At 44.2% G+C, this 23,620-nt stretch carries 18 protein-coding genes and 1 pseudogene; 10 read left to right on the forward strand and 9 right to left on the reverse strand.

Going from position 1 to position 23,620, the window contains the following annotated elements; all coding sequences use genetic code 11:
- Nucleotides 1-99: 99 nt before the first annotated feature.
- A pseudogene (locus DFP81_RS14345) lies at nucleotides 100-893 on the reverse strand (IS3 family transposase); the annotation flags it as partial.
- On the opposite strand from DFP81_RS14345, the gene DFP81_RS18625 reads away from it, so the two are divergent.
- Entirely contained in the window at nucleotides 851-1,537 is a 687-nt protein-coding gene (locus DFP81_RS18625; protein WP_115898620.1) for a transposase, read from the forward strand. The pseudogene DFP81_RS14345 and the gene DFP81_RS18625 overlap by 43 nt on opposite strands.
- 126 nt (nucleotides 1,538-1,663) lie before the next feature.
- Here DFP81_RS18625 and DFP81_RS14355 read toward each other — a convergent pair whose 3' ends face one another.
- From DFP81_RS14355 to DFP81_RS14370, 4 genes are all read right to left on the reverse strand, one after another.
- Complete coding sequence (locus DFP81_RS14355) at nucleotides 1,664-2,032, reverse strand: hypothetical protein (protein ID WP_115898591.1); 369 nt, start codon at nucleotides 2,030-2,032, stop codon at nucleotides 1,664-1,666.
- Nucleotides 2,029-3,099 (reverse strand): hypothetical protein, encoded by a 1,071-nt coding sequence (locus DFP81_RS14360; RefSeq protein WP_115898592.1) that lies wholly within the window; start codon nucleotides 3,097-3,099, stop codon nucleotides 2,029-2,031. Before DFP81_RS14360 ends, DFP81_RS14355 begins: the two co-directional genes overlap by 4 nt.
- Nucleotides 3,099-3,815: an MvdC/MvdD family ATP grasp protein gene (locus DFP81_RS14365; protein WP_181903107.1), complete on the reverse strand. Its 717-nt coding sequence runs from the start codon at nucleotides 3,813-3,815 to the stop codon at nucleotides 3,099-3,101. Before DFP81_RS14365 ends, DFP81_RS14360 begins: the two co-directional genes overlap by 1 nt.
- Nucleotides 3,816-4,487: 672 nt before the next feature.
- Nucleotides 4,488-7,655, reverse strand: a complete 3,168-nt coding sequence (locus tag DFP81_RS14370; protein WP_115898593.1) for a DEAD/DEAH box helicase — start codon at nucleotides 7,653-7,655, stop codon at nucleotides 4,488-4,490.
- Nucleotides 7,656-7,957: 302 nt separating this feature from the next.
- Between DFP81_RS14370 and DFP81_RS14375 the strand changes: the two genes are divergently transcribed.
- The 8 genes from DFP81_RS14375 (at nucleotide 7,958) to DFP81_RS14410 (ending at nucleotide 17,632) form a co-directional block, all read left to right on the forward strand.
- A complete protein-coding gene (locus DFP81_RS14375; protein ID WP_220343001.1) occupies nucleotides 7,958-8,863 on the forward strand; it encodes a LysR substrate-binding domain-containing protein in 906 nt (301 codons plus the stop codon).
- A 357-nt stretch (nucleotides 8,864-9,220) separates the two neighbouring features.
- On the forward strand, nucleotides 9,221-10,012 hold the full coding sequence (locus DFP81_RS14380) for a class II aldolase/adducin family protein (RefSeq protein ID WP_245959177.1): 792 nt from the start codon (nucleotides 9,221-9,223) through the stop codon (nucleotides 10,010-10,012).
- An 87-nt stretch (nucleotides 10,013-10,099) separates the two neighbouring features.
- The gene (locus tag DFP81_RS14385; protein ID WP_220343003.1) at nucleotides 10,100-11,653 is read left to right on the forward strand and encodes an ABC transporter substrate-binding protein; all 1,554 of its coding nucleotides are present in this window, start codon (nucleotides 10,100-10,102) and stop codon (nucleotides 11,651-11,653) included.
- Between the two features lie 48 nt (nucleotides 11,654-11,701).
- Nucleotides 11,702-12,685 carry an ABC transporter permease gene (locus DFP81_RS14390; RefSeq protein WP_115898596.1) on the forward strand — a complete coding sequence of 328 codons (984 nt, stop codon included), beginning with the start codon at nucleotides 11,702-11,704 and terminating at the stop codon, nucleotides 12,683-12,685.
- Nucleotides 12,682-13,521: an ABC transporter permease gene (locus DFP81_RS14395; RefSeq protein WP_115898597.1), complete on the forward strand. Its 840-nt coding sequence runs from the start codon at nucleotides 12,682-12,684 to the stop codon at nucleotides 13,519-13,521. The genes DFP81_RS14390 and DFP81_RS14395 overlap by 4 nt, the downstream gene beginning before the upstream one ends.
- Nucleotide 13,522: 1 nt before the next feature.
- Nucleotides 13,523-15,190: an ABC transporter ATP-binding protein gene (locus DFP81_RS14400; RefSeq protein WP_115898598.1), complete on the forward strand. Its 1,668-nt coding sequence runs from the start codon at nucleotides 13,523-13,525 to the stop codon at nucleotides 15,188-15,190.
- Between the two features lie 137 nt (nucleotides 15,191-15,327).
- On the forward strand, nucleotides 15,328-16,581 hold the full coding sequence (locus DFP81_RS14405) for a Zn-dependent hydrolase (RefSeq protein WP_115898599.1): 1,254 nt from the start codon (nucleotides 15,328-15,330) through the stop codon (nucleotides 16,579-16,581).
- Nucleotides 16,582-16,606: 25 nt separating this feature from the next.
- Nucleotides 16,607-17,632, forward strand: coding sequence for a histone deacetylase family protein (locus DFP81_RS14410; RefSeq protein ID WP_115898600.1), 1,026 nt, complete (start codon nucleotides 16,607-16,609; stop codon nucleotides 17,630-17,632).
- 239 nt (nucleotides 17,633-17,871) lie between these two features.
- Here DFP81_RS14410 and DFP81_RS14415 read toward each other — a convergent pair whose 3' ends face one another.
- Nucleotides 17,872-18,363, reverse strand: coding sequence for a nuclear transport factor 2 family protein (locus tag DFP81_RS14415; protein ID WP_115898601.1), 492 nt, complete (start codon nucleotides 18,361-18,363; stop codon nucleotides 17,872-17,874).
- 93 nt (nucleotides 18,364-18,456) lie between these two features.
- On the opposite strand from DFP81_RS14415, the gene DFP81_RS14420 reads away from it, so the two are divergent.
- Entirely contained in the window at nucleotides 18,457-19,344 is an 888-nt protein-coding gene (locus tag DFP81_RS14420; protein ID WP_115898602.1) for a LysR family transcriptional regulator, read from the forward strand.
- Between the two features lie 120 nt (nucleotides 19,345-19,464).
- Here the strand turns inward: DFP81_RS14420 and DFP81_RS14425 are convergent, their stop codons facing one another.
- The 3 genes from DFP81_RS14425 to DFP81_RS14435 all read right to left on the reverse strand — a co-directional run bounded on the left by DFP81_RS14425 (nucleotide 19,465) and on the right by DFP81_RS14435 (nucleotide 23,408).
- Complete coding sequence (locus DFP81_RS14425; RefSeq protein ID WP_115898603.1) at nucleotides 19,465-20,517, reverse strand: LacI family DNA-binding transcriptional regulator; 1,053 nt, start codon at nucleotides 20,515-20,517, stop codon at nucleotides 19,465-19,467.
- A 439-nt stretch (nucleotides 20,518-20,956) separates the two neighbouring features.
- On the reverse strand, nucleotides 20,957-22,105 hold the full coding sequence (locus DFP81_RS14430; protein WP_115898604.1) for an FAD-binding oxidoreductase: 1,149 nt from the start codon (nucleotides 22,103-22,105) through the stop codon (nucleotides 20,957-20,959).
- Complete coding sequence (locus DFP81_RS14435; RefSeq protein ID WP_115898605.1) at nucleotides 22,089-23,408, reverse strand: aromatic ring-hydroxylating oxygenase subunit alpha; 1,320 nt, start codon at nucleotides 23,406-23,408, stop codon at nucleotides 22,089-22,091. The genes DFP81_RS14430 and DFP81_RS14435 overlap by 17 nt, the downstream gene beginning before the upstream one ends.
- Nucleotides 23,409-23,620 lie beyond the last annotated feature (212 nt).

Genomic DNA, 23,620 nt, shown 5'->3' on the forward strand with positions numbered 1-23,620 from the left:
TTGTGAAGGGGTTTAATAACCTCTATTCGAGGTTTATGCCAGATTGCTGGCGGCAACCAAAGGGCGCTCCTTATATAAAAAAGCGCCGTCCTGTAGTGGTCAAGTAAAACTGGCCACGGTTTTATAGTTTCTCCAGTACTGCTCTTCCGCTTTATTCGGTGGCAACATTCTATTGTGCTGATGCGCCTAATTTGGCTGTAGTATCCTACTATGTAATCCGTTACAGCATGTTTAGCTTCTAAAAAAGTCCGGTAACCTAATTCAGGTATCCATTCTGTTTTGCAGCTTCTAAAGAAACGCTCCATCGGGGCATTATCCCAACAGTTTCCACGGCGACTCATACTTTGCTGGATTTGATACCGCCACAGCAAACGACGATATTTTAAACTTGTGTACTGACTTCCTTGATCTGAATGAAACATTAATGCCTTCGGCTTTTCCCTTAACTCATAAGCCATAATAAGAGCCTTACTAATAAGCTCACTATCAGGGCTCAGAGACATCGCCCAGCCAACTGGCTTTCTAGCATATAAATCCATCACAACCGCTAAATAAGCCCAACGGCTTCCTGTCCAAACATAGGTAATGTCGCCACACCAAACCTTGTTAGGAGAGCTCACTTTGAACTGTCGGGCCAGAAGGTTCGGCGCAACTGAACTCTCTTGCTTTGCCCGTTTATAGTGATGTTTAGGCTGTTGACGGCTAAGCAAAGCGAGTTCGCGCATTAAGTTACTTGCGACATACCGACTTAAGCTTGTACCACCCTGAGTGACAATGGCTGCGATCGTTCTCGCTCCCGCAGAGCCTTCACTCACTTTAAAAGCGGCTCGAACTTTTTCTTTGAGCATATATGTCGGACGAGTCCGTTCGACCGAGTAAATTTTTTGATGAAGAAAGCCAATCATGGCGTTGTATCTCACATTTATTTCCTACAGCCAATGCCACGCCAAAGTCAGTTGTGTTGAATCTAGGACAGTCAAAGCCTCACTTTTGTCATCTAGCACTCTACAAACGGAAGCCAAAAGGAAGACATTCTTTAAACCAAGATGGTTCGACTAAAGCATCAAAAACATCGTTAACAGCGGCACGTGGCGCAAAAGAGTCTTGGTTGTTGATCTCATCGTTGCCCAAGAACAGCTCGTTTGCCAAGAAGAGCGTGAAGGTTTATCAGACACGAATGCAAATAGAAGAAAGTTTTAGATACATGAAGAACACAAAATTCGGCTTAGGGTTTGAGCATAACCACACTAAAATATTAGCCCGAATGAAGCTACTGGTTTTACTTACAACACTAACTGCTATGGTGCTTATCTTGTTAGGCAAGGTGGTTGAACTGGTTGGATTATCTTATCGCTTTCAGTCTACTAGCACTCGTAAACGCAGAGTGCTCTCGCACTTTTTTTGGGTAAAAGAGCACTATCAGCGAACCTCAAAATCACCCTCAAACAATGGCGAGAAGGAATTAGGAAATTCGCCGAACATCTGTTCAAAGGAGAAGGTTTTATGGTTTAAATTCGCGGGGATACCTCAGCATTAAACCCCAAAATAGTTAAACACGGATAGCTAGGAGCGGGCTAGAAGCAGTTCACAGAAAAGATGGGCATGATTGTATCTACCATGTCTTTACTGAAAATGCGTCAGGTCGAATCCAAGTTACTACGCCCTAATGAGCTAGAACAGTCTCATCAGGATCTAAACCTTCAATTGACTCAGTCATAACAGTCGTATCAAGGTAGATCGAGTCATTGTCGCTGGTTTCAACAACTCTAGTCTCGTATGTAGCATCTAAATGCATGCAATCTTGATCTGTTGGCTCTAAACTCTTCGTTATTGCCGTTTCATCTAAACAAAGAATACTGTCGTTATCTGTTGGTTCGGTTACGTTCGTTTGAACTGTCCAATCACAATGAATCTCATCATTATCGTGACTCTCTATTGTGAACGTTTTGGTTGTTGTATCGATCTTACGCCAATTAGAACATACAGGGGAAATCTCGATTGTCTCGCTATAATTCATAATGTAAGGTTTCATTTTTCTTCCTTTATAGTAGCTATGAGTGACTTGGCGTCAAATAATTCATCACTTATCTTGATTACCGTGCTTTGTTTAGAGAGGTTTAATGCACTAATCATAAAGTTAGCGGAAGCGTTCCCCGAGGAATTTGACGACGAATAAACAAAAATAATTATGTTATCGGGGGTGACAGCTTTAGACAGACTTAACAACTCTTGAGGTGAGAAGTTGCCCTCTTTGTCTATCAATATAAATTCATCATTAGATAATTTTATAGCGTCGGATGGAACTTGCTGAATAAACGGTTGTAAGACCGTAGAAAATAATATTAATGAACTAACAAAAATACTTCTAATGAAGTACTTTTCAATATTTTTCACTAAGGTTGCAGCTTCCCACTGCTCATCTTTTGAGGTTAGCCAATCGATATAAATACTTTTAGCTAACTGCTTAAAGTCAGGCGAAATTTTGAATGAACTAAATCTACTCTTTAAGGTTCCCTTTACTTGTAGGTAGCTACGTAGTAGAACCAAAACATTAATTAGAGAAATACTTGAGAGACCAAAGGCAAGCCACATCAATACACTGAAGTGTGAAAATCCCAACTCTAGTATTGATTGAAATAAAAATGCGAACAACCCTGTGTATACTAAGGCAATTGCGATATAACTATTAACCTTGTTGTTTAGTGTGTTAATACTGTTTTGGCACTCTGCATTCTTATGCTTTAATAACTCCATTCTTAATTTGCTTTTTGAACCGCCAGTGTCATCATCAAGATCTAAAAAGTCAGCTTCAAGTTGGTCTAGTTCTTCTTGTTGATGAGGTGACTTTATATCCAAAATTCGTAAAATTGATACCCACTTAAAGCGCTCTTTAAAATTGCCTTGATGGACATAAGTAAATAAGTAGATATGCTTGTAACCCCAAGGTAACGAGAGGAGGGAAAAACGAAGTCCTGCTAAGGAATCTACTGAGTCAAAACCGTTATCCTGTGATGCATGGAATACAGGCAAATGGTTTAGTAACCTACAAACAAGTAAGCCGAATTTATACCAAAGAGGGGTGCGATTTTGTTCTTCCACTATGGCTCCATTTTAGTGCTACCTGTTGTCAAGTAGTCAATAATTGATTCCGATATATTGAGGCCTGTCTCAAACTCTAGCCATGCCCATTGACCATTAGCATTCATCTCCAAAAAGTACCACATGTCATCCTTCACAATGAAGTCAAAACACCCAAATCTCATACCACAGAGATCCATAAAGGCAAAGCAATTGCGCTCAATATCTTCTGGAATCGAACATGTTTCATAGACAACTTTGTTGTTTGGTTTTCGCCAGTCTATATGGTTTTGTGAGTGAATTTTAACAGGGAAAACTCGTTTACCTATAATAGTTAATCGTACTTCGAAACCTTTCTGGATATAACTTTGTAGATAAACGGGTGAGTACTCAAAGTTACGGGTTGCAAATGATGGGTCTATTAGGTTTGTTTGTACAAACTCTTTACTAGAGTCTCTCGTGATTTCGCCTATGGCAACAGGCTTGATAATGCCTTTCTGATTAGAAAAGTGCTTTAGTAAAGTTACATCATTTGTAATTGCGAGCTCTGGCAGGTTAAATCCTACTTCAGTAGCTAGAGAAGCCTGAAGCACCTTATTGTTGGCTCGGCGCATAATCGAAGGTTTTGTGAGTACAGTACCTTTAAAGCTTTCTATGATTCCTTCAATCAAGGAATAGGTTTCCCTATGGATATACGAGTGATAATGACTCTCAAAGATGCCATCTAGCTTTTCCATTGATGGCTTTCGAAAATAAATGGACAAGCACGATTCGGAGTCTATTTCACTACTTGTACCTTTAATTTTGAAACCATTAGAGGAACAGGTGATACGGTACTCTGAGAATCTGTCTAGGTCTAAACGGAAAAATTTGAACTGAGTGAACTTTGTAATAAGGTAGTCACAGGTTTTGTCATAACTGCTTGTTACTACGAGTATTAGTCTACTATTCAATTTGCTTTCTCTCAACTTCAATCACAACTAACTAATGTACATGATTGCATAGCTACTTTCTATGAAGGAAGCACTCATTCTCTTGATTCAACTGGCTTTTATGTGAGATTCTTTAATGTAGACAACCTTTTGGGTGTCAACGTGCAATTACCCTAGTTTTGATGTGCTACCGTCCTCATACTTAAAAGTTTCGCGCCACTCATCAGGTTGAGCATACCCACACGAGCAACTATGCTTTGCACGTTATCTCACAAATATGCCAGCATTAGATACTGTAAGGGAAAAGAAGGAGTATTGACGAATTTAGTCCAGTGGTTCTAAACCGTTTCGGGGCAGAAACGAGTCACGTTTGAATGACCGCTATTGGTTCTTACCAGCCAGCTATTTGAAATAGTATTGCTGTAGACCTATTAGTAAATTAGACACATAACATTCAAGTAATTAAATTTAAATCAATCACCCAACGGCCAATTTCCCAGCCTCATGCCACATTTCACTTGGCATGGGGCTGGTGAGTTCCCACGTTATGTTCATCGGCTGGCTGCCGTTGTGGCTTTGGTATTTAACCTCGCCATAGTTCACGAACCCCATGGTTCGGCCGTTTTCGTCTTTGCCTTGTTCTCGTACAAATAACAGTATCGTTTTGCCTGTTTGGCGGTGCTGAATGTAGCTTAGACCTCGGCCGTGTTCTGGGCGGGCGCTGTTTTGAGTCTGCCAGTGGAACAGTTCTGGGCTGATGGCATAGTCGTGATAAAGGGTCGTGGGCGAATAGGTTTTTTCACACTTATTGAGTGTTACAAATAACAACTCTAGGTTCTGGTCTTTAAATTCTAAAACCCCTTCGCGGGCAGTCGATTTTTTGTTAAAGGTGTGTGCGCCAAACGCGGCGAGGATTTGTTGGCGCGTGTAGCGGCTGTGTAATTTGATTGCGTGATTTGGCAGGCATGCTAAATCATTTTCTTGCTGGTGAATCCGTTGAATGAGCAAGCTGATAACTTGTTCTAATTCCTGCTGTAGCACTGGGTGGATAAGAGCCTGTAGGCTTTGTTCAAGGCTGTCGAACCCCAGTGACTTTCCTGTGTTATCCCAGAAGTTGTAATGCGCCATTAAGGCAAACTGTCGGTTTTGAGAAGAATGCGTAAAGCGGAAATCGTTCCGACATAGGTCAAGTAGAAACTGCAAATAGCTAAGGGAGTCACAGCCTAATAATTGTGTGTTGATGGCTCGATAATAGGCCGCATAAATGTCGGCTTGCTCGGTGGGAATGTCATCGCCTTTTAGCCATTGCCAGCCGCCGAGCTTTTGTGCTTTGGGTTTGTAAATGTCCTCAAGACTAACGTGTGGGTTGATGCGTAAAAAGTTACTTAACGAGAGCGCGTCGTTGGAGTGTTGTGGGTAAGCTTGAATCAGCTGTTGTAAGCGTCTCTTGCTGTTAATGGCTTGTTGGATATTACGCAAAATGGTCTTTTGCGTTTGTGCTTGCAGCTCGATCCGACACCCCAGTGGTAAGTGAGGGAAGTTGTGCTCTATCTCGGTTTTTATCGATTGGTTGCTTTTGCCGATAAGGGCGCGAAACTTACTGGCAAAATCGTACTCAGCACGGGCATTGCCAACAAAATCGAGTACCGTGCAACACTGCTTAGAATGCTCTGACCCGTTGGCGTTTTCTGGCAAGCGAAGGCCACGACCTAATTGCTGCAAAAATAGCGTTAAGCTTTCTGTTGGCCGCAAGAACAATAGGGTATCCACTTCAGGGATATCGACCCCTTCGTTAAAAATATCCACCACGCAGAGTATTTGTATTTTACCTTGGCGTAACGCTTGCTGCTTTTGCACGCGGTCATTGGTGTTTTTACTGGTGAGTACATCGGCATGAATGCCTGCCAGATTAAACTTGGCAGCCATGAACTCGGCGTGTTTTTGGCTGACACAAAACGCCAGCGATTTAATGCGCTGAACATTGGTGACTATTTCGCTTAGGCTGGTGATGATTTTTGTCGCGCGATGGTTTTCCCCCGTATAAAGGTTACTCAGTTCCGCAATATCGTAGCGGCCATTGCGCCATGACACTTGACTTAAATCGGTGTCGTCATCCAGCCCGAAGTATTGGAAAGGACATAAATGGCGCTGATTAATGGCTTCTGGTAAGCGGATCTCTGCGGCGATTACACCACAAAAGTCATCCAATATATTTGCGCCATCTTGGCGCTCTGGCGTAGCGGTTAAGCCGAGTAATATCTTAGGGGTAAAGTGCGACAAAACATCGCGATAGCTGCTCGCTGTTACGTGGTGTACTTCGTCTATAACTATGTAGTCGTAGTAATTGCTGGTTAAATTAAGCGATTCAATTTGGCTGTTCAGCGTTTGGATTGACGCAAATACTTGGTTGTATTTTTGCGGTTTAAAGTTACCGACCCATAATTCCCCAAAGTCATTGTTTTTGAGTACGCCACGATAAGCGCTTTGTGCTTGTTTTAGGATTTCTTCGCGATGGGCCACGAACAAAAAGTTGGCATTGGGTTTAGCGTCATATACTCGCTTAAAATCAAACGCTGAGATAATGGTTTTCCCAGTGCCCGTGGCAGCGACCACCAAGTTTCTAAACCGTTTGTGTACATTCCGTTCGGCGCTAAGTTTTTCTAAAATCGCCATTTGATGCGTTTTTGGCGTGATATCAAAATAAAACTGACTGCTTGATTGGCCAATCCCACGCTGCTCGTTGAGTGAGTTTCTGAGCTTTTCTTTACTCTCAGCTTCACCTGTAAAACGCTCAAAGTCAGGTGACTGCCAATAGGTTTCAAAAGTACTTTTGGTTTTGGCAATGATGTGCGGGATTTCTTGAGCGGTGATTTTAAGATTCCACTCAAGGCCGCTGGTCAGTGCCGAATGGGAGAGGTTAGACGAGCCAATGTAGCCTGTATGAAAGCCTGTGTCGCGCATAAATAAATACGACTTGGCATGCAGTCGTTCTTGCTGATTGTTGTAGCTCAGCTTTACTTCGGTATTGGGTAGACTAGCGAGAAACTCAACGGCTTTGGCATCCGTTGCGCCCATATAGGAGGTGGTAATGACTTTCAGTTGTTTGCCGCTTTTGGTAAAGGCTTCTAGCTCATTCTTAAAAATTCGCAGGCCAGTCCATTTGATGAAGGAAACCAGCCAGTAAATGGTGTCTGCCGATTTGATTTCACGCTTGAGTTCGGTTTCGAGGGAAATACCGGCATTCGCGCCGCTGAATAATTCGCTTTGGGTTAACCCTGTAAGCGGGAAAATATCGCTAGAGTAGTCTTTAAGGTTGGCAGCAATCGGGTTTTCGGTATTAAACAGGGCGGTGAGAATGCGGCCTTGGCTGTCGATCAGGTTTTCACTGATCAGTTCGTCGTCTTTTATATGATCTTTAAGCCAAAGAACTAAACTGTTGGCGAGGCTGATTTGCTCTTGTAATCGTTCGTTCGAATTCGGCACAGCGTCGATGGCATGGGCAACCAGTTTGCCTAAAAAGCGAGACAGCCAAGTGGCGGCTTCTGCCGATTCAAGCTGTCGCTCGCCAACGTAGAATTGGTTCCGATTAAGGTGCTGTTCAATGACTTGCGTGATTAACTGTTCGTAAATGCCAACTTGTTCCATTAAACCACTCCCTGTTTGAGCGGTTAGTGTACTTAAAAGAAGGCTTTAAGTAATCATAAATGGACAATAGGCGGCATTCTATTAGGCACGGATAGCAGTGTTTGTCTCAAAACTTAGCCTGCCTGAATTAAGCTTACAGAAAAGAATAAATCAGAACTCTGAGTAAGTGCTGTATGCTTTAAGATTAATATTCCTAGCGCCGGTAAAATTGAGTAAGCTAAAACGGTTTGTCGTTTTAAATGATTGTTGAATACTATTTGAAAGCGATGTCATCTGTATAAATGTATTAAGGATAATGGTTAGTGAAAAGATATCCATCAATCATGTCACTAAGGGCGTTTGAGGCGGTTTCTCGCTTGGGTAGTGTGTCCGCCGCTGCCAATGAACTCAGCCTAACAAGAAGTGCCGTCAGTCACCAGATTAACATGTTGGAGGAGGCGGTTGGTTTTCCTTTGACCCAGCGCGAAGGTCGTGGAATTGTTCTAACCAATAATGGTAGCCGCTATGCCAATGAAGCAAAGCGGGCGCTCGCGATTATCCAAGAAGCTTCCCATGATAGCCGAGGCGAGGAAGTGGCTGGCAAACTGTCGATAAGTTGTGCGCCAGGTTTGGCAAACTATTGGCTATGTCACCACTTGGCTGAGTTTTCTAAGCAATACCCTAAACTGTCTTTGCATATCTCTTCGCCAGAAGTACCAGACGACACTTCTAATGACAATATTGATCTGTTTATCGCCTATGGTAATGGGAATTGGCCGGATAAATATGTCAGGCAGCTGATTACCATTCAATTGTTTCCTGTATGTAGCCCGCGTTTCTTGCAGGAGAAAGGAGGCTTGGGGCCACCGTCCAGTTTACTCAGAATGCCTTTGATACATTTAGTTAATTATACCGATTGGCGTGTGTGGTTGGCGGCAAATGGTATTAGCAATATTCAATTGGAAGATGGCATTGTCTTTTCCGATGCCAATTTTGCTCAATCTGCTGCTATCGCGGGACAGGGGATTGCGATTGGCGACAATATGATAAGTGGTAATGCCTTGGCAAAAGGTCTTTTAGTGCGGCCTTTTGAAAAGTCTATTATGTCGCCACGGGCTTATTATTTGGTTGTTTCTCCAGAAAAAGTTGAACGTCGAGAAATTCAGGTCTTTGTCGAATGGCTTGAAAGTTTGATAGACGATGCTCAAGCAAAATATGATAAACACTAGCTCTAACCCCTAATGCTTTGTTTTAGGGCGCACCGCTTTGTTATTAATGCATTTTGGTGCGCTCATCGCTTTTGATATTTCCTTCCTAACTCTCAGATTATTAAAGAAATATGTGCTCTCGCTGAGTTTTTATTCGCATCCTTTCTGTTTTTGTGCCCATTAACCTTTCATTTTATCCGGAAAATATTTTTAACCAATCAGTCTAAGAATCGCTGTTTTTGTCAAATTTATTTCAACATTGACGTTAATATTATTCGATTGTCAGTTATTGGTTTTTAAACAAGAATCTAAATTAGGTTTTTAGCAGTAACAAATAATTCCCAATAATTTTAATGTTGAGAGTTCTAAGGGCATGTTATGACTAATATGGATGGGGTAGATTTTGTAAAAGATATTTATCCAAATCTCTCTGAAACTGAGCGGGTTAGAGTGGATTTGGCCGCAGCGTATCATTTGATTGAATATTTTCAGATGAGTGACAGTATTTATACGCATATTTCGGCGCGACTACCGGGTGATAAAGAGTATTTTATTATTAACCCCTATGGCACGCGTTTTAGTGAAGTGAAAGCAAGCGAGCTTGTGACCATCGATCTTAATGGAACTATTATTGATGACCCCTGTGGTATGGGCGCCAATCCCGCAGGTTTTACTATCCATTCGGCGATTCATGGCGCAAGGCCTGATGTTAAATGTGCGCTTCATACTCACACGATTGCTGGAGTGGCTCTGTCATCCACACAATCGGGTATTCTCCCTATAAATCAGTGGTCTTTACAGTTTTATCATGGGGTTTCTCGCCATAAATATGAAGGTATAGCGCTAAATTTAGAAGAGCGTGAACGCTTAGTTTGTGACCTAGGTGAACAAAATAAAGTTTTAATTTTAGACAACCATGGCTTGATGACCATGGGTGAAAATGTCGGTGAAGCCTTTACCTTAATGTACAACCTAGAGCGAGTTTGCAAAGTTCAAATGTCCGTATTAGCAAGTGGTCAGCCAGTGAATACGATTGATTCTGACGTTTGCGATTTAACCTATAACCAATACAAACATTTTTCTGAAATCAGTCAAAGAGGTGGCTTTCATGCTGAATGGTTGGCTTATCTGAGGTTATTAGAAAAAGTCTCACCCAGCTATAAAGAATAATATCTAATCCAAATATAAACCATAAAAGAACATATCCGTTTTACCTATAAAAAAAGACTAATAATATTTCTCACCAAGGAGATTATAATGAAAAAGATATCCGTAGGAGCCTCAGTTGCGTGTTTGGTATTGGCTGCAAATGTCTATGCAGCAGAGCCTAAAGATGGCGGTGCGATTAATGTTGTTGTACAGCCTGAGCCACCGAGTTTAATGATAGGAATGTACTCAAATGGTACAACACAGCAAGTAGGCGGTAATATATTTGAAGGCTTGTTGCGTTATGACAAAGAGTTAAATCCTCATCCTTTACTGGCTAAATCTTGGGAAAATTCCGAGGACGGAAAAACCTGGACCTTTCATTTAGAAAAAGATGTTTTATGGCATGATGGAAAGCCTTTTACCTCAGCGGACGTTGTTTTCTCTGTTGATAAAATGTTGAGAAAAACCAACGCACGTTTACGTACCTCCTTAGAGTTTGTCGAAAGTATTAGCGCGCCAGACGATTATACCGTTGTTTTTAAGCTGAATAAGCCGTTTGGTCCGTTTATCCGTTTGTTTGAGGTTGGCACCATGCCAATGTACCCAAAACATATCTATGCAGGGACAGATTACAAGATTAACCCAGCAAACCAACATCCAATTGGTACTGGTCCTTTTAAGTTTGTCGAGTGGAAAAAAGGCTCCTATATCCATCTGACTAAAAACGATCATTATCATGTTTCTGGCTTACCTCACATTAATGATCTGTATTGGCATGTTATTCCCGATGCCGCGTCAAGAGCAGTGGCGTTTGAAACAGGAAAAATCGATGTTCTTCCTGGCGGCTCAGTGGAAAACTTTGATGTACCTCGCTTAACCGAGTTAGACAATACCTGTGTTACCACTGATGGTTGGGAGTTCTTTTCGCCACATTCACTGTTGTGGCTGAATAATCGACAAGGGCCAATGGCAGATAAAAGATTCCGTCAGGCTGTTATGTACGCCATGGATCGTGAATTTGCCAAAAATGTGCTTTGGAATGGTTTCGGTAAAGTCGCCAATGGTCCTGTGGGTTCTAAAACGAAATTTTATGATAAGTCGCTGCCAAATTATGAGTACGACCCAGCTAAGGCGAAAAAGCTGTTAAAAGAGATGGGTTATGACGGCACACCAGTTCGTTTATTGCCTATGCCATATGGGGAAACTTGGCAGCGTTGGGCTGAGGTTGTTAAGCAAAACCTTGAAGAAGTAGGCATTAAAACCAAGATGGTTTCAACGGATGTCGCAGGTTGGAACCAAAAGGTAGCAGATTGGGATTACGACATCTCTTTCACTTATCTGTATCAATATGGCGACCCTGCGTTAGGTGTTTCTCGTAACTATATTTCTAGCAATATTTCGAAAGGCTCTTCTTGGAACAATGTTGAGGGTTATGAAAACGCTCAAGTTGACAAGTTGTTTGCTGAAGCCGCTGTTGCTTTCCCCGACTCAAAACGTCAAGAGCTGTATAGCAAGGTACAGCGTCAATTAGTGGAAGATGTGCCTGTTGCTTGGTTAATGGAGCTGGAATTCCCCACCATTTATAACTGTAAGGTACAAAATTTGATCGACTCTGGTATCGGTATCAATGATGCGTTTGGTACAGCTTGGATTAAACAGTAAATGACAGGGGCGGGCTCAGGCCTGCCCTTATTTTGAGTGATATAAATTATGAATCTACAAACTTTATTGTATATCGGTGGCCGGTTGATAAAAGGTGTGATCATTTTGTTGATCATTGCTGTGTTTAATTTCTTCTTGATTCGTGCGGCACCTGGGGATCCTGCCAAGGTGATGGCGGGTGAGGCGGGGGCAACTGACGAAGTGTTCTTGCAGCAGTTACGGGAGCAGTTTGGGTTAGATCAGCCGCTTTATTATCAGCTTTGGGTCTATATCAGTAACTTATTACATTTTGATATGGGCATGAGCTATCGCCAGAATATCCCTGTGTTTGATCTTATTATGGACCGATTACCCGCCACCTTGCTACTGACGGGTACGGCGTTTTTATTGTCCATTGCGCTTGGTGTACTCGCAGGGGTAATTGCTTCAGTGAATTATAAAAAATGGGTGGACTCTCTGATCACAATATTGTCGCTTATTTTTTATGCTACGCCTTTATTTTGGTTGGCTATCATGGCGTCTCTTTTCTTCTCTGTTTACCTTGGCTGGTTGCCAGGCTTTGGCATGGAAACGGTTGGCGTTGAGCTATCCGGCTGGGATCGCGTTATCGATATCGCGCTGCATTTGGTGCTACCGGCAACCACCTTAGGTTTGTTTTTTACCGCAGTGTATGCCCGGATGACACGAACTTCCATGATAGAAACAAGCCGTCTGGATTTTGTAAAAACCGCCATAGCAAAAGGTATGACACCATCTAGGGTGACAAGAAAGCACGTATTGCGTAATGCATTGCTTCCTGTCATCACATTAGCAGGGATACAAGCGGGGCAGTTAATCGGCGGTGCGGTGCTCACCGAGACTGTTTTTGCATGGCCAGGAATTGGTCGCTTAATGTTCGAAGCATTATTTCAACGTGACTATAACTTGCTGTTGGGTGTGTTCTTTATTTCTTCAGCCATGGTTGTCCTATTTAACCTGATCACAGACGTTATTTACTGCGTTGTTGATCCACGAATAGAGCTTTCAAAATGAATATAATCAAGACTTTAAGCCAGAATAAAGTGGCGATGGTTGGTTTTTTTGTATTGGCCATTTTTTGTTTGATCGCCGCTTTTGGCCCATTACTCTACGACGGTAGCCCATGGAAAATGGTGCAACGTCCTTTTCTTCCTCCGTTTGAGAACAGTAACTACTTATTAGGCACGGACACCTTAGGTCGTGATGTGCTGGCGGGTTTGATATATGGCACTCGTATATCACTATTGGTGGGGCTGGTTTCGACGTTAATCGCTTTATTAATCGGTATTCCTTTAGGGGCTTACGCTGGTTATTTTGGTGGCTGGGTCGATGAGCTGCTTATGCGTTTCACGGAAATCTTTCAGACGGTGCCAAGTTTTGCGCTAGCCATTGTTATTGTGGCTATTTTTGAGCCCAGTGTGTATTCGATTACCAGTGCAATTGCGATCGTGAGTTGGCCTCCTGTTGCGCGTTTGGTGCGTGGTGAGTTTATGTCTCTGCGTAGCCAAGAATATGTCTTGGCAGCAAAACTTAATGGGCAAACTCATCGCAATATTATTATGCGTGAGATTTTGCCGAACAGCTTGTCGCCAATTATTGTGCTTGCTTCTTTGATGGTGGCGACGGCGATTCTACTTGAGTCATCCCTTTCTTTTTTAGGCTTAGGTGACCCAGAAATTATGTCTTGGGGCTACATGATAGGGGCAGCCAAAACGGTTGTGCGTCAAGCTTGGTGGTTGAGTTTTATCCCAGGTTTAGCGATTGCCTTGACGGTGTTGTCGTTGAATCTTCTTGGTGAAGGCTTGAATGAAGCATTGAACCCAAAAATGTCAGGGAAGAGGGAGAATTGATATGAAGCCTTTGCTGCAAGTTGAAGATTTGACGATTCGCCTACCAAAAGGCGGAGACCGCGAGTTCGCTATCCAGAAAGTAAATTATAACTTGATGCCTGGTGAAATCTTATGTGTTGTTGGCGAGTCTGGGTCAGGTAAGTCTATGACTGCGAATGCGATCATGGGCTTGTTGCCAAAAACCATTCAAGTTGATGCAGGTACGATTATTTTTGATGGCGTTGACCTAGCTTCATTAGAAGAGCGTCGTGCCCGCGAATTACGCGGTAATCGTATCAGTATGATTTTTCAGGAGCCAATGACTGCCCTTAATCCATTGATGAGAGTGGCGGATCAAATTGGTGAAGTGTTTTTAATTCACACCAATATGAATGCGAAGCAAAGAGACGAAAGGGCATTAGCTTTGCTGGTGGATGTGGGGCTACCTGATCCGGAAAAAATGATGAAAGCCTACCCTCATCAGCTTTCTGGGGGGCAGCGTCAGAGAGTGATGATTGCTATGGCGTTGGCATTAGAGCCCGCTATTTTGATTGCCGATGAGCCAACCACGGCGTTGGATGTTACCACTCAAGCGCAAATTTTAAAGCTCATTAAAGAGCTGCAAGAAAAGCACAATACAGCAGTTATGTTTATTACTCATGACTTTGGTGTTGTGGCCGAGATTGCAGACCGTGTCGTGGTGATGGAAAAAGGCCAAATGGTGGAGATTGGGGGCAGTGACGACGTGCTTAATAATCCACAGCATGAGTACACCAAAAAACTGATTGCCGCCGTTCCTCCTTTGGTTGCGCCCCATCGAGAGGCGCTATTAGAAGTAACGCCGGTGTTAACCGTGAATAACCTTTGCAAAACCTACAGCACAGGAGGCGGCTGGTTTTCAAAAGCTCGCGTTGTTAAAGCCGCAGATGATGTCACTTTTACACTGCATCGTGGGGAAACGTTAGGGCTGGTAGGGGAGTCTGGTTCTGGGAAGTCAACGGTGAGTCGTTGTGTGGTGCGCCTGCTTGATTCAGACAGCGGGGAGATTTTGATTGGCGAAGATGCCATTCAAGACCTAAATACAGCAGAGCTAGCACCATATCGAAAGCGCATCCAGATGGTATTTCAAGACCCTTTTGCCTCTTTGAACCCTAGAAAGACCATTGGTCAAATCATTGCAGATGGTCCGATTGCTCAAGGAATGGAGCCAGCCAAAGCCTTGGCTAAGGCAGCAGAGCTGCTCGATCTAGTTGAGCTACCTAGAGCGGCTTTAGATCGCTATCCCCATGAGTTTTCAGGCGGCCAGCGTCAGCGGGTCGGAATAGCAAGAGCGCTCGCCCATGACCCAGAAATACTGGTCGCAGATGAGGCGATATCGGCATTAGACGTTTCTGTGCAGGCGCAAATATTGGACTTATTAGACACATTAAAAGTACGGCTTAATTTGGCTATTTTGTTTGTGGTTCATGACCTTCGTGTTGCTGCTCAGGTTTGCGATCGAGTGATTGTTATGCAAAAAGGCAAAGTGGTTGAAATGGGCGTGACTAAAACTGTGTTTGAAGCTCCCTCTCATGAATACACAAAAAGCTTAATTGACTCTATTCCTGGTGCAAGCTGGCGTTCAGACCTGCCTGATCATATACCGCAGGAAGGGCAGCCCGAGAAGCAGCCTGCGATGAGCAGTGTGTGATAGTGAGTCATGGTTAAACAATGGGTTTCCTAGTATTTAACCAAGCTTAATTGGTCGATGAACTAGGGCTCTATATTCACGCTATGCCATTGAAAAATGGCATTCGTTCTACGCACGGACACAGGTAGAGAAGTAATATGAATATTGAAAAATGCAATGCTGAACGGCTATGGGACTCTATTATGGAGATCGGCAAGATTGGCCATGCAGAAGTGAAAAATAGCAAAGTAGGTGGCTGTCACCGTTTAGCATTAACAGATAAAGACCAGCAAGCACGAGATTTATTCATCAGTTGGGCGCAAGAGATTGGCTGCCATTTACGCATTGATCCGGTCGGTAACCTGTTTCTGCGCAGAGAAGGGAAAGACAATAATTTACTGCCAGTGACCACAGGAAGTCACCTTGATACTCAACCAACCGGTGGCAAATTTGACGGGATATATGGCTGCTTAGCAGGGCTAGAAGTACTGCGCTGTTTAGATGAGCAAAATATTCAGACGTTAAGGCCCATTGAAGTAGTGGTTTGGACCAATGAAGAGGGTTCCCGCTTTAAGCCAGCCATGCTGGGCTCTGGCGCTTATGCTGGGGTGTTTAAACTAGAAGGTGTGCTGTCGACAAAAGATGTTAACGGAATAAGCTTTGGTGAGGAATTAGAGCGTTTAGGCTACCAGGATAAAATGACAGAGGGTTTCTCTAAGTGTTATCAATATTACGAGCTGCATATTGAGCAAGGGCCGGTGCTTGAAGCGCTGGATATTGACCTTGGTATTGTCACTGGGGTACTCGGTATGTGTTGGTATGACGTGGAGGTAATAGGCACTTCTTGTCATGCTGGGCCAAGTCCTATGCATTTGCGCAACGATGCATTGGTTGGGGTGGCGAACATGGTGACGCAATTGACTGAGATTGCTGCGAATAATGGGGTAGACAGTCGCTGTACAATAGGTGAGCTCAATGTGTTAAATGCTTCCACCAATGTCTCCCCTGGGCATGTGACTTTCTCTCTCGATCTGCGTGAATCATCTGCCTCACAATTGCATGAGTTGCAGACCAAAGCGTTTGAAGCTCTGCATCGAATTGCTTATCAGCATAATTTAGAGATAACCATTAAAGAGTCTTGGTCTCTTCCACCCTGTCCGTTTGATGAAAAGTGTCTGTCTAATATAAAACAGGCCTGTGAATCGGTTTACCCAGAAATTAAAGCCCATTCTTTGGTGAGTGGTGCAGGGCATGACGCGGTTTACGTGAGCCGAGTCGCGCCTACGGCGATGATCTTTGTGCCTTCTGAGAAAGGGTTAAGTCATAACGAATGTGAATACACCAGCCCTGAGCAGTTAGAGAAGGGGTGTAACGTTTTGCTAAATACTATTCTTCGTGCGGCAAATAGCTAACCGGTATTATTTATGGAGAAATAATATGAAAGCCTTTTATCATAAGGACCAAAGTCAGCACAGCCCCAAATTCTATATGAAAAATGGTAATCCAATTGCCGCTAGGGAAGTGCCAGAGCGTGGTGACATATTTCGTAATGTACTGAACGAACTTGATATTTCTTTACAAGAAGCAAGTGATTTCGGAATGGCTTATATTGCCAAAGTGCATTCACCTGACTATTTGACCTTTTTAAGAAGTGTATATCCAAAATGGGCCGCTTTGCCTGATGCGAGTGCCGAGATCATTCCAAAAAGTAACCCAGGTAGATACAGCGCGACTTACCCCAAGGACATTATAGGGCAAGTTGGGTGGCATATTATGGACACCTCATGCCCTTTAGGGGAAGGTACTTGGGCAGGCGTTTATGCTTCTGCACAAACGGCAACCAGTGCTGCTGACTGTGTGGCAAGCGGTCAGTCCAGGTTTTCTTATGCCCTATGTCGGCCACCAGGTCATCATGCTTACCCAGATGGCGGTGCAGGTTTTTGCTTTGTGAATAACGCCGCTGTGGCAACCCAAAGGCTGCTTGAAAACTTTCAGCGTGTGGTTATTCTGGATGTTGATCTGCACCATGGTAATGGTACCCAGGCGATTTTTTGGAACCGAAAGGATGTAATGACGGTTTCGATTCACGCGGATCCCGCCTATTGCTACCCGCATTATTGGGGGTATGAGCATGAGCGAGGCGCGGGTGAGGGTTATGGCTTTAATAGAAACTACCCGATTGCCGCAGGCACCACAGATAAGGAATACATGGAAGTTTTAGAGCAAGCCCTAGAGCAAATTAGCAGCTATGCTCCTGATGCCATTGTTTTATCCTTGGGGCTCGACGCTTCAGAGCAAGACCCATTTGCCGTGTTAGGCATAACAACCTCTGGATTTGAAGAGATCGGACGACGTGTAAGAAGGCTCAATTTGCCCACTGTGATTGTTCAAGAAGGGGGGTATATCTCTCCCATTCTAGGGGATAACTTAGCCGCTGTGCTGGCACCGTTTACAGCCAGCTGATTACGAAGTGCTGAGGTTTTTCTGTGTATTGCTCAGCGTAAACAGAGCGGTTTTTCTAAAAGGAAAAGCAACCAGCAACTAATAGGGTAGCTTGTTTGGGGCTATTTTGTTTCACGCTGTGGCAGTCATGGTGAGCGCTAAGCGCACTAGAATGGCGGGTGGGCTAAGAATGCTGAGTAGTGCGGAGAATAGAGAAGCCCCATTATGATTTGATGTTGATCATAATGGGGCTTTTGGTGTTATTTGCCGTGGTAAGCTTTAGAGACGGCGAAGCTGTCTTCAAACCAGTTCCAGCTTTTTACTTTACCGTTTTCTGTTTCTACGCGTACCGCCCAGCTGAAGACGCCTGTTTTAGCACCTGAGTTGTTTGTAATGGCGCTCATTGTGCCCATAAATACAGCTTGGTTACCGTTTACAAAGTGGTAGTCTGTGGTCCAGCTTGTTACTTTTAGTCCAGCGCCAAACAGTGGGAAGAATTTACCTAGTACTGTGTCTTGGCCTTTCCAGTCACCGATCCAAGGGATGGTTTTGTCACCTTCGTTGTGCCAAACGAAGTCATCTGCCATCAGACCTTTTAATTTTTCAACATCACCAGAGCCCGCAGCCCACAAGAAGGCTTGTGCTGTTTTCAGTGTGTCAGACTGCTCAGTTGTTGTGTCTGCTTGTGCTGTGCCGATTTGCAGAAAAGCAAACAGACCGAAGATAAGAATAGCGATTTTTTTATTTAGCATGGGGTTTGTCCTATTGAGTTTGTTTGATATGCATACTATACCTGTGCTAATTTTTATTTAAACTCACTAAATAAACACTTTTGGTATGCAAAAATGCACAGGATAAGATGGGACGATCTGCAATATGTGTTGGCGGTGGCCAATGAAGGATCTTTATCTGCGGCGGCGCGAGCGCTAGGGGTCAATCATTCCACTGTGCTACGGCGCTTAGAGTCATTTGAATATCGCCATAAGGTGCAGGTTTTTCATAAGCTGGCCACAGGATATAAGCTCACGGTAGAAGGCAATGAGCTGTTGGAGTCGGCCTTGTCGATTGCCTCAGAGGTGAAAGATTTAGAGCGACGTTTGTCTGGTAAAGAGCGTGAGTTAGAAGGGGAGTTGCGCGTCACCACAACGGATTCCTTGTTGCGCTTAGTATTGGGTAAGCATTTGGCGACCTTTCATCGTTTATACCCGCGTATTACCTTGTCGTTAACGGTAACGCCACAGCAACTTGCTTTGTCTCAGTTAGAGTCTGATGTAGCGATTCGTATCGCCACCACTTTGGATGAGCGGTTGGTCGGCCATAAGTTGTGTCGTATTTCCTTTGGGGTGTATGGCTCGGCAGAGTATGTTGCTAAATTACAGGGCAAAAAAGTGCTGACTTCTGCCCATTGGTTAGAGATGCGTTTAGCCAGCACCGCTCGCTTTATATCCAGTGATATTCCAGCTGAAATGGTGGTGCTCAGAGCAGATTCATACGAACCTCTGTTAGTCGCTGCGGAACAGGGGATGGGGCTGGTGTGTATGCCGTGCTTTATTGGGGAATCTTCCGATAAGTTACAACGGGTCGATATGCCATTGGCTGGCAAGCCGATTGATTTGTATGTGATATCGCATAAGGATCTAGCCGGTTCAGCAAAGGTAAAAGCGTTTTTTGAGTTTATTAAACGAGAGCTAAAAGACGACTATCATCGCATTGCTGGTTTGGGCGGCGCTTAAGCCATTGCTACAAATAGGCTAACCAAAGGCTGGCGCTATATCGGACCGGCTCTTTATTTAGCTGGCTCTTTATCCTTTCTCAAGTTGGTGCTTGGATAAGCGTGAATTTGTCAGCAACGCTTATTTTACGGCCGCTATCTTTGGTGCGCGGGGTGGTGCGCAGGACTCTCTAACCACGATTTCTATGTCCAGAGGGGGTGGCGTTAGTACGTTTTCCCCATTCAGTTTGGCAACGAGGTATTTGGCTGCCAACATCCCGATTTGTTGTTGTGGGGTTCTTACTGTGGTGAGTCTTGGGGTGATATTAGAGGCCAACCACATATCATCAAAGCCAGTGATAGAAACATCATTAGGAATGTCTATACCCATTGTTTTGCTTTCAAAAATGGCCCCGTAAGCAAAGGGTTCTGAGCCACAAATAATGGCGGTAGGCTGCTGCGAACGTGACATCAGCAAGCGAAAAGCATCTCGCCCTGCGTCTACGCCAAATTGTCTTTCTATTACATTGTCATCCGCTAAACTTAGGCCGCGTTTAGCCAGTGCGTGGCGCACACCTTGGAGGCGCTCGTAAGCTCGGTCGTTATTTTTAACTAAACCTGAAATCATGGCGAATTTTGTGTGCCCAAGGTCCATTAGGTAATTTGCAATGCTGCTGGCGGCACTGTGATTATCAAAGCCTACGCAAGGGTGGACTTGGCTCGGGTCGATGGTCCAGGTCAGAACATAAGGGATGTTTTTTGCTTGGAGCAGGCGATAGATCTCTTCATCCCGTGAGTTACCGATCAGTAATAATGCATCGACACCATGGGAGATCATCTGGTGTATGTGTTCTTGTTCTTTGGCTGCGTCGTAGTTGTGCGAGGCGAGGATCAGGTTATAACCCGAGGTTGAGATGTGGTTTTGAAAGACTTCTATGGCTCGGCCAAATAAGCTGCTGTCTAATGATGGCATGATGCAGCCTATCATTCGTGAACGTTTTGACGCTAGAGTTCGAGCCGCAGCATGAGGTACGTAGTTGAGTGTTTTTATTGCTGCCGAGATTTTTTGTTTACTGCGTTCACTGACCAATGCTGGGTCATTTAAATAGCGAGAGACTGTTACAGGCGCTACTCCGGCAGCAAGCGCAACATCACCCATGGTTGGATTATCAGTCTTAATTTTTTTTGTATTCATACATCTCTCACCTCTAGCGCTCAGAATATCAAAACATGGGGTTAAAGTAGAGGCAATCTTAATGCCAAGCCCATAAAAATGTAATTAAATTACAAAAATACACTGAGCTATTCTCTGCTTAAGTAATCCTAGGCAATTTAACTATACCCAGTTCTGGTGTGCTGTTTAAAACTCTGGAGCAATGGCTTTTTTATATGGCCGGTAATTTATGGACTTTGCTTTATGCTTAAGCAAGATGCGAATAACTTTTCTCTTCCTCAGGCATTAAGAAGAAGGTTTATTAAGGCGTGATGGTAGAAAAATCTTGGCGCCTTTTTAATCTTTACTATTCAATTGTCATTATCAGCTTGAGTGGGGGAATGCTTTCCCCCTTAATATCTGTTTTCTTTATTATGTTTTATGGGTTTATCAACGACTCTTATTCCTTTTTAATTGCTCCTTAAGCGTCTATCGTCACATCGCCAATTGGTCGTGAACAACAGGCGAGAATATAGCCGGCGTCTATATCCGCTTGCGAGATGCCGCCGCTGTGGTTCATGGCGACCTCACCGCTGAGTTTTTTCACCTTGCAAGTACCACAAACGCCAAAGGTGCAGCCAGATGGAATATTCAATCCAGCGTCTTTTGAGGCCAATAAAATGGTTTGTTCAGGAGGAGCACTGTAGTGGTAATCGGACTGGGCAAAGTAAATGTCTGTTACCCATTCTTGATCGTTTTTTGTCAATGCTTCACTGGTGGTGGACTCTGATGTTGTCGCTTGTGGGCCATGAAAGCTTTCTTCATAGTAATTGTTCATCGCAAAACCTAATGAAAACAGCATAGATTTTACGGATTCCATAAACGCTTGCGGGCCACAACAATAGACTTCACGCTCCATAAAGTCTGGGGTCATTAGGCTTAACATGAGGGAGTTAAAACGCCCTTGATAGCCTGTCCATGGGGCATCTTGATCCGGTCCGCTGACCACAAATTTTAAGTTGAGGCCGGTATCACGGCTGGCTATTTCTTCTAAGCGCCGACGAAAAAGGATCTCACTGGGGCGACGCGCACAATGAATATATGCCACATCAAGTGAGTCACCTCTGTCCCACATGGCGGTTGTCATCGATATCATAGGGGTTGCGCCCGAACCTGCTGAGATAAACAAAAATTTCTTGTTGCTCAGGCTAGGGATATTTTGCCAAGGGGCACTAAGTTGGCTTTTTATGTTTGTGAAGTTACCAGCTGGGCCTGTGGCTTGAAGGCGCATGCCTGGTTTTAAATGGTCCAGCATCCAGCGTGAGCCTATGCTATCAGCTTGGGCTTTGACCGTGAGCGTGATTAAGTGTGGGCGCGTTGGCGATGACGAAATCGTATAGGTTCGATACAAGATGTCTTCTTTTTCTGCCCCCTTGGCCGCGTTTACCGGCAACGCCAATGTTAAAAACTGTCCCGGTAAGAAGCGAAATAATGCCCCAGAAGGGGCACGAAACGAAAAACTTGCACAGTTTTGGGTTTCAGTAACCACTGAAACGCACTCTAAAGGCTCCTGGTCTGTCCAATACATGCCCTGCAATGTTTCTGCTTGTGAGTTAACGAGGTGGCTCATTGGTAACCTCCTGATCTGTGTCTGTATTGCTGGTATAGCGGGTGTCACTGCTGATAATCGTTGATGTTTGTGTGGCGCTTATTTCTGGGTGCAGTTCGGGAAGACGAGCAGATAGCTTGTCGCAATACCAATCGACAAAAGCGCAGACACTAATCTCATGCAGTGGTGAATAAGGCCCAGGCTTGAAAGCAGGGGAGTTGACCCCTAGTTGGTTGTCTTCTACGACGCGGCGGTCTTCATTGTTGGTAGCGATCCATACTTCTGTTAGGTGTTTGAGGTCGTAATCGACTCCTTCTATGGCGTCTTTGTTCACCAGCCACTGGGTGACCAGCTCGGTTTCAGTGGGGCTGATTGGGGTAATCCTAAAAGTTAAACAGTAGTCTGGCAGAAAGTAGGCCCAGGTACTTGGGTAGTGAAATTTATTGCACACGCCTGCACTGTCTAGGGTGATATTGCCCAGTCGCTTATTAGGGATAGCAAACTCACCGTCCATGGTGAAGCTTTTTGTGCCTTTTACCAGCGGCATGCGAGACAGGCGGTATTGGCCGTCTTCTGCCACCATAAACTTGGCCGTTAAGCCCGCTGCTTCACACATGGCAAAATGCTCTGCAATGTAGTCAGGGATATTGTCTTTGCCTAGGAAGGACACGCGTGGGTCCTCTGGAAAGGTGCGTGTCAGGCTTGGGTGGTTAGCAGAGCAGTGATAACACTCACGGTTGTTTTCCCATACGAGTTTCCAATTGCCTTTTTCAATAATGCGGGTCTCATAGGCCACTTTGGCATTTTTTAGGTCATGGGGGGCAAGGTAAGGGGTCGTTACGGCGGCAAAATCGTCAAAATCTGGGGTTTGATCTGCTAGACAAATATAAATCAGTCCAGCCAGATTGCGGCAATGCACTGGTGCGAGCCCATGATCTTGTGCATTAAAGTCAGGCCCCATGTCACGAGCCCACAATAAGGAACCGTCAAGTTCATAGGTCCATTGGTGATAAGGGCAGACTAATTTTGCGGCGCTGCCTTTGTTGGTTTTGCAAATAATAGAACCACGGTGACGGCAAGTATTATGAAAAGCGCGCACTTCTTGATCCGCCCCACGTACCACAAGGATATTGTAGCTACCAAGGGTATAAGTAATAAAATCGCCGGCGTTAGGCAATTCACATTCTGAGGTAACAAACAGCCATTCTTTAAAGTAAAACGCCTCAAGGTCCTGCTGAAAGATTTCCGCATCAGTATAAAACGTTCTTTCTAGGGCGTGCTCAGGTTGGCGTTGGGCGAGTAGTGTCTTGGTTGTGTGGTACATGGGGCTGTTACTCCTTACTTAAGAGCGGGTGCTTATGTTGTGGTTTATGGCGGCACTCTCCTTGAGGTGTGACGTCGGCGGTTAAATCTACGGTTTATATTGGTGCTAATGTGCCTTAGTGGTGCGCAATCCTAATCGATGAAAGCGCAATCATATTGGCTACTTTTTGCACTCTATTTTAGGGGCTTCTTTGCTGTCAAGCGGTTTCACTT

The sequence above is a fragment of the Marinomonas pollencensis genome (assembly GCF_003387375.1).
In the GTDB taxonomy this organism is placed as follows: domain Bacteria; phylum Pseudomonadota; class Gammaproteobacteria; order Pseudomonadales; family Marinomonadaceae; genus Marinomonas; species Marinomonas pollencensis.